5 protein-coding genes and 1 pseudogene are annotated in these 5,496 nt (G+C 73.4%); 3 read left to right on the forward strand and 3 right to left on the reverse strand.

Going from position 1 to position 5,496, the window contains the following annotated elements; all coding sequences use genetic code 11:
• Positions 1 to 103: 103 nt before the first annotated feature.
• Both DY240_RS24380 and DY240_RS32460 read right to left on the reverse strand, forming a co-directional pair.
• Complete coding sequence (locus DY240_RS24380; RefSeq protein WP_119662313.1) at positions 104 to 475, reverse strand: DUF2203 domain-containing protein; 372 nt, start codon at positions 473 to 475, stop codon at positions 104 to 106.
• A gap of 33 nt (positions 476 to 508) precedes the next feature.
• Positions 509 to 673: a hypothetical protein gene (locus DY240_RS32460; protein WP_158602984.1), complete on the reverse strand. Its 165-nt coding sequence runs from the start codon at positions 671 to 673 to the stop codon at positions 509 to 511.
• Between the two features lie 321 nt (positions 674 to 994).
• On the opposite strand from DY240_RS32460, the gene DY240_RS24385 reads away from it, so the two are divergent.
• From DY240_RS24385 to DY240_RS24395, 3 genes are read left to right on the forward strand one after another with little or no spacing between them, the layout of a single operon-like run.
• Positions 995 to 1,531 (forward strand): (2Fe-2S)-binding protein, encoded by a 537-nt coding sequence (locus DY240_RS24385; RefSeq protein WP_119662314.1) that lies wholly within the window; start codon positions 995 to 997, stop codon positions 1,529 to 1,531.
• Positions 1,528 to 3,930, forward strand: coding sequence for a xanthine dehydrogenase family protein molybdopterin-binding subunit (locus DY240_RS24390; protein WP_119662315.1), 2,403 nt, complete (start codon positions 1,528 to 1,530; stop codon positions 3,928 to 3,930). The genes DY240_RS24385 and DY240_RS24390 overlap by 4 nt, the downstream gene beginning before the upstream one ends.
• Positions 3,927 to 4,781, forward strand: coding sequence for an FAD binding domain-containing protein (locus DY240_RS24395; RefSeq protein WP_119662316.1), 855 nt, complete (start codon positions 3,927 to 3,929; stop codon positions 4,779 to 4,781). Before DY240_RS24390 ends, DY240_RS24395 begins: the two co-directional genes overlap by 4 nt.
• Positions 4,782 to 4,870: 89 nt before the next feature.
• Here the strand turns inward: DY240_RS24395 and DY240_RS24400 are convergent.
• Positions 4,871 to 5,496: pseudogene (locus DY240_RS24400) on the reverse strand (hypothetical protein); the annotation flags it as partial.

A 5,496-nucleotide genomic window follows, 5' to 3' on the forward strand; every position in this document is an offset into this window, starting at 1 on the left:
CGGTCATCGCCGGCGCGAAGCGCCTCCATAGTCCGCTTGAGGCGCGCGTGCGCGGCCAAGACAATCGGGCAGCAGGGGGACGGCCACGAAGGCGACCTCGGGATCACCACCCAGGCGGCAGCGGGCGGCGGCCGGCGAAGCCGAGGTCGGCGCGGTGGTACCAGGAGAGGTCGGCGTCGCCCTCGAGCCAGCACAGCAGCACCGGCTCGCCGTCGAGCACCGAGGGGAAGTCGAGCAGCAGCGGCGCGATGCCCTTCACCTCGGGGCCGGCGGCCACGACGGCCGACAGCAGCTCGTCGAGGCGGGCCTGGGCCGCCTTCAGCTCCGGCAACCCGCCGAGCGGGGTCGGCGCGCCGCCCTGGACCGCGGCGCCGAGCTCGGCGAGGTCGGCGCGGACCTCGATCAGGCCGGTCAGGACGGGACGCAGCCGCTCGAGCACGGCGCGCGCCTCGGCGGCGGTGTAGGCGTCGCTCATCCCTCGATTGTCCCGGAGCGGGCCGGGCCGGCGTCAGTGCCGCGGCACCAGGACGCGCAGGGTGTCGGCCGGGCCGAGGAAGCGGTGGTCGGCGGCGCAGTGGACGGCGACGTGCTCGACCGGGCCGGCGGTGCTGGACAGCGTGCCGCGCGGCGTGACCGTGGCCGGCAGCCCGCATTCGGGGCAGTCGAAGAGCATCGTGCGCACTCCTGGCGTGGACGGGGTTCGCGCCGTCCTCGCCGCGAGTCGCACCCTCCAGCCTGCCCAGCGCCCGCGCTTGATCGCCAGAGCGCCGTGAACGGCGTCACATGTGGGCTCGGTCACACGGGTTCTCCGGAAACCCTTGCGGTGTCAGCTTTCGGCGACTTTGCTGGAACCAGCAAGCGCGCATCGGGATCCGGACGCCGGCGGCTCCAGATCACGGCCCCGAGGAGGTGACAGCGCGCCGCGGTTGCTCCCGTTGCGCTCTCGGTCGGGCCGGTCGAGGCTGCGCCGGTCCCTGGCGTAGGCGGGAGTCCCATGACCAGAATCAGCATGACCGTGGACGGCGTCAGGTACGACGACGACGTCGAGCCACGCACCTTGCTCGTCCAGCACCTCCGCGATCGCCTCGGCAAAGTCGGCACCGTCGTCGGCTGCGACACCAGCAACTGCGGCGCCTGCACCGTGCTGCTGTCCGGCCGCAGCGTCAAGGCCTGCTCCATCCTGGCCGTGCAGGCCGACGGCGCCGACGTCACGACCATCGAGGGCCTGGCCGGCGACGGCGGCGAGCTGCACCCCGTCCAGGCGGCCTTCCACGAGCAGCACGGCCTGCAGTGCGGGTTCTGCACGCCCGGCATGATCATGGCCGCGGTCGACCTGCTCACCGAGAACTCCGAGCCCACCGATGCGGAGATCCGCGAGGGGCTCGAGGGCAACCTGTGCCGGTGCACCGGCTACCAGAACATCGTCCGGGCGGTCCGCGCGGCCGCGGAGTCGATGCGCACCAGCGTGCCGTCGACGCCGGAGAGCGCCGAGGCGGCCGAGGCCGGCTCCCGCCAGGGGGTGACGACGTGACGGTCACCGAGCAGCGCCCCGGCGGCGAGGTCGGCCGCGACCGCCGCCGCAAGGAGGACGCCCGGCTGATCACCGGCCGGACCGCCTGGACCGACAACCTGTCGCTGCCGGGCATGCTGCACCTCGCCATCGTCCGCAGCCCCATGGCGCACGCCCGCATCACCGGCATCGACGTGACGGCGGCTCGCGGCGCGCCCGGCGTCGTCGACGTGTTCACCGGCCGCGACGTCGCCGACCTGCAGGGCAGCATGCCGTGCGTCTGGCCGGTCACCGAGGACACCGTGCTGCCGGCCTATCCCCCGCTGGCGCTGGACGAGGTCCGCCACGCGGGCGAGCCGGTCGCCGTCGTCGCCGCCCGCGACCGCGCGAGCGCCCTCGACGCGCTGGAGCTGATCGAGGTCGACTACGAGCCGCTGCCGGTCGTGCTCGACATGGAGGAGGCGCTGGCCGACGGCGCTCCGCTGGTGCACGATGCCGCGGGCACGAACCGGTGCTACACGTGGATCCTCGACTCCGCGCAGGCCGGCACCGGCGCCGACGTCGCGCGGATGGAGGCGGAGGCGGAGGTCGTCGTCAGCCGGCGGTTCATCCAGCAGCGGCTGGTCCCCGCGTTCATGGAGCCGCGCAGCACCGTCGTCGACCCCACCGGCGATCAGATCACGATGTGGTCGTCCACGCAGGTGCCGCACATCCTGCGGGTCCTGCTGTCGCTGGGCACGGGCGTGCCGGAGCACAAGATCCGGGTCATCGCGCCCGACGTCGGCGGCGGCTTCGGCGGCAAGCTGGAGGTCACGCCTGAGGAGTTCATCGCGTTCGCGGCGGCCCGGCGGCTGAACAAGCCGGTGAAGTTCACCGAGTCGCGGTCGGAGGCCATGCTCTCGGCCCACCACGGACGCGACCAGATCCAGGACATCACCGTCACCGCCCGCCGCGACGGCACGGTCACCGGCATGTCCGCCCGGCTGCTGGCCAACATGGGCGCCTACCTCGGCATCATCACGCCGGGCATCCCGATCCTCGGCGCGTTCATGTTCGGCGGCATCTACAAGTTCCCGGCCTACCGCTTCGAGTGCACCGGCGTCTTCACGAACACGACGAAGACCGACGCCTACCGCGGCGCCGGCCGGCCGGAGGCGACGTTCGCGCTGGAACGGATCATGGACGAGCTCGCCGTCGAGCTGGGCCTGGACCCGCTGGAACTGCGCCGGCGCAACTGGATCGAGCGCGACGAGTTCCCGTTCACGACGGCGGCCGGCCTCACCTACGACTCCGGCGACTACGCGAAGGCCACCGACCGCGCGACGGAGCTGTTCGGGTACGACGCGCTGCGTCAGGAGCAGGCGGCGCGACGGGCGGCCGGCGACACCGTCCAGCTGGGCATCGGCGTGTCGACGTACACCGAGATGTGCGGGCTGGCGCCGTCGCGGGTGCTCGGGCAGCTGCGCTACGCGGCGGGCGGGTGGGAGTCGGCGTCCGTGCGGATGCTGCCCACCGGCAAGGTCGAGGTCGTCACCGGCACGTCGCCACACGGCCAGGGCCACGAGACGGCGTGGAGCCAGATCGTCGCCGACCAGCTCGGCGTCGCGTTCGAGGACGTCGAGGTGCTGCACGGCGACACCCGCGCGTCGCACAAGGGACTGGACACCTACGGGTCCCGCTCGCTGGCGGTCGGCGGCATCGCGCTGGTCAACGCCTGCCGGCGGGTCGTCGAGAAGGCCATGCCCGTCGCGGCGCACCTGCTCGAGGCCGACCCCGCCGACCTGGAGTTCACCGATGGGGCGTTCCGGGTGAAGGGCGCGCCGGGCGCGGCGACGAAGACGCTGGCCGACTGCGCGTTCGCGGTGTTCCAGTCGCACGACCTGCCCGACGGCGTCGAGTCCACGCTGGACGCCGACGCCACGTACGACCCGGAGAACTTCTCCTACCCGCACGGCACGCACCTGTGCGCCGTCGAGGTCGACACCGAGACCGGGATGGTGAAGATCCGCTCCTACGTCGCGGTCGACGACGTCGGCCGGGTGATCAACCCGCTGATCGTCGACGGCCAGGTGCACGGCGGCGTCGCCCAGGGCATCGCGCAGGCGCTGTTCGAGGAGGCCCGCTACGACGAGGACGGCAACCTCATGACCGGCACGTTCGTCGAGTACACGATCCCCAGCGCGGCCGACCTGCCCGACCTCGTCACCGACCGCACCGAGACCCCGGCGCCCGGGCACCCGCTCGGCGCCAAGGGCGTCGGCGAGGCCGGCACCATCGCCTCGACGCCGGCGGTGGTCAACGCCGTGGTCGACGCGCTGCGGCCGCTCGGCGTCGCCGACGTGCGGATGCCGTGCACGCCGGAACGAGTGTGGTCGACCATTCAGGCGGCCCGCGCCGCGAACGGAGGTGAGCTGCGATGATCCCCGCGCCGTTCGACTACACCCGGGTGGCCACGGTCGAGGACGCCGTCGCCGCGCTGGCCGGTGCCGGCGAGGACGGCAAGGTGCTGGCCGGCGGGCAGAGCCTGCTGCCGATGCTGCGGCTGCGGCTGGCCGCGCCGACGATGCTGGTCGACCTCGGCGGCGTCGCGGAACTGCGCGGCGTGCGCGACGACGGCGACGCCCTCATCATCGGCGCCATGACCACCCACGACGAGGTCGTGAAGCACCCGCTGGTCCGCGAGCACGCGCCGCTGATCGCGCAGGCCGCCGAGACCGTCGGCGACCGGCAGATCCGGCACCTGGGCACGTTCGGCGGATCGCTCGCGCACGCTGACCCGGCCGGCGACCTGCCCGGCGTGGCGCTCGCGCTGGACGCGGTGATGTCGGTGGCCGGGCCGGGCGGCATGCGCGACGTGCGGGCGAGCGAGTTCTTCGTCGACTACTTCACGACGGCGCTCGGCCCCGGCGACGTGCTGGTGTCGGTGCGGGTGCCGAAGCTGACCGGCTGGACCACCCACTACGAGAAGTTCCACCAGATGGCGCAGTCGTGGTCGGTGGTCGGCGTCGCGGCGGCGGTGCGCCGGTCCAACGGCAGCATCGCCGAGGCCCGGGTGGCGTTGACGAACATGGGCGTCACGCCGGTCCGTGCCCACGGCGTCGAGGAGGCCCTGGCGGGTGCCCCGGCCACGGCGGATGCGGTGGCGACCGCCGCCGCGCGGGCGGCGGACGGCGCCTCGCCGCTCACCGACGGCGTCGCGTCTGCGGAGTACCGCACGCACCTGGCGTCCGTGCTCACCAAGCGGGCGGTGATGGCTGCCGGCGGCCTGTAGTACCGACGAGGGGGCCGCCTGCCGGTACCCGGCGGCGGGCCCCTGGTTCGTCACCGCTGCCGGCGGCGTCGGCCCACTCCTGGAGTTCCTTAAGGCGACGGCTCCGCCCACCGCGGGTCGGACGTCGGAATCTCGTCCACGTAGGTCACAGCCAGGTTCGGCGATGGGAACGTCCAGGCCGCGGTCTCCTCGGGGGTCAGGACGTAGTCGTCGGGGACCAGCCAGGCCATCCACTCCCGCCCCACGCCCGGCCCGGTCGAACCGCCGAACATGTGCCGGTCGACGGTGTAGCCGGCATACAGCTCGTCACAGACGGCGCCGACGATCCCGTCGGCGTCCGACTCCAGCGCACAGAGCAAGCCGTCCTGGCTGATGACGACCCAGAAGCTCATGTCCTCGAACTGGCCGAGATACCGGCTCGTGGACCCGGCGTACCGCGTGTGCGGGTCCTTCTGCCTGCTGTGCTCCGACACCCCTGGAGGCAGCTCGTCCTCGGGCCGCTGCTGCTCGGTGAGGATCCTCATCGCCGGGGCCAGCCGTTCCAGCGTCGCCTGCGCCTCCGGGGTCAGCTCCTCCTCGACCGTCTCCGGTGGCTGCGTCGCCGTCGAGGAGGCCGCCGGGGCCGCTACCTGGGCCGGACCGGGCAGCCAGGTCGCCCCGGCCGCGACGGCCGCTGCCACGCAGGCAACGGCGAGCCCGCCCGCCGCCCGCCGGC

Origin of the sequence: Jiangella rhizosphaerae (assembly GCF_003579925.1) — a bacterium.
Lineage (GTDB): Bacteria > Actinomycetota > Actinomycetes > Jiangellales > Jiangellaceae > Jiangella > Jiangella rhizosphaerae.

What these genes read in the sequence shown, in the direction of transcription:
- DY240_RS24380 (WP_119662313.1), bottom strand. Translation starts at nt 475, where the DNA reads ATGAGCGACGCCTACACCGCCGCCGAGGCGCGCGCCGTGCTCGAGCGG.
- DY240_RS24385 (WP_119662314.1), top strand. Translation starts at nt 995, where the DNA reads ATGACCAGAATCAGCATGACCGTGGACGGCGTCAGGTACGACGACGAC.
- DY240_RS24395 (WP_119662316.1), top strand. Translation starts at nt 3,927, where the DNA reads ATGATCCCCGCGCCGTTCGACTACACCCGGGTGGCCACGGTCGAGGAC.
- DY240_RS32460 (WP_158602984.1), bottom strand. Translation starts at nt 673, where the DNA reads ATGCTCTTCGACTGCCCCGAATGCGGGCTGCCGGCCACGGTCACGCCG.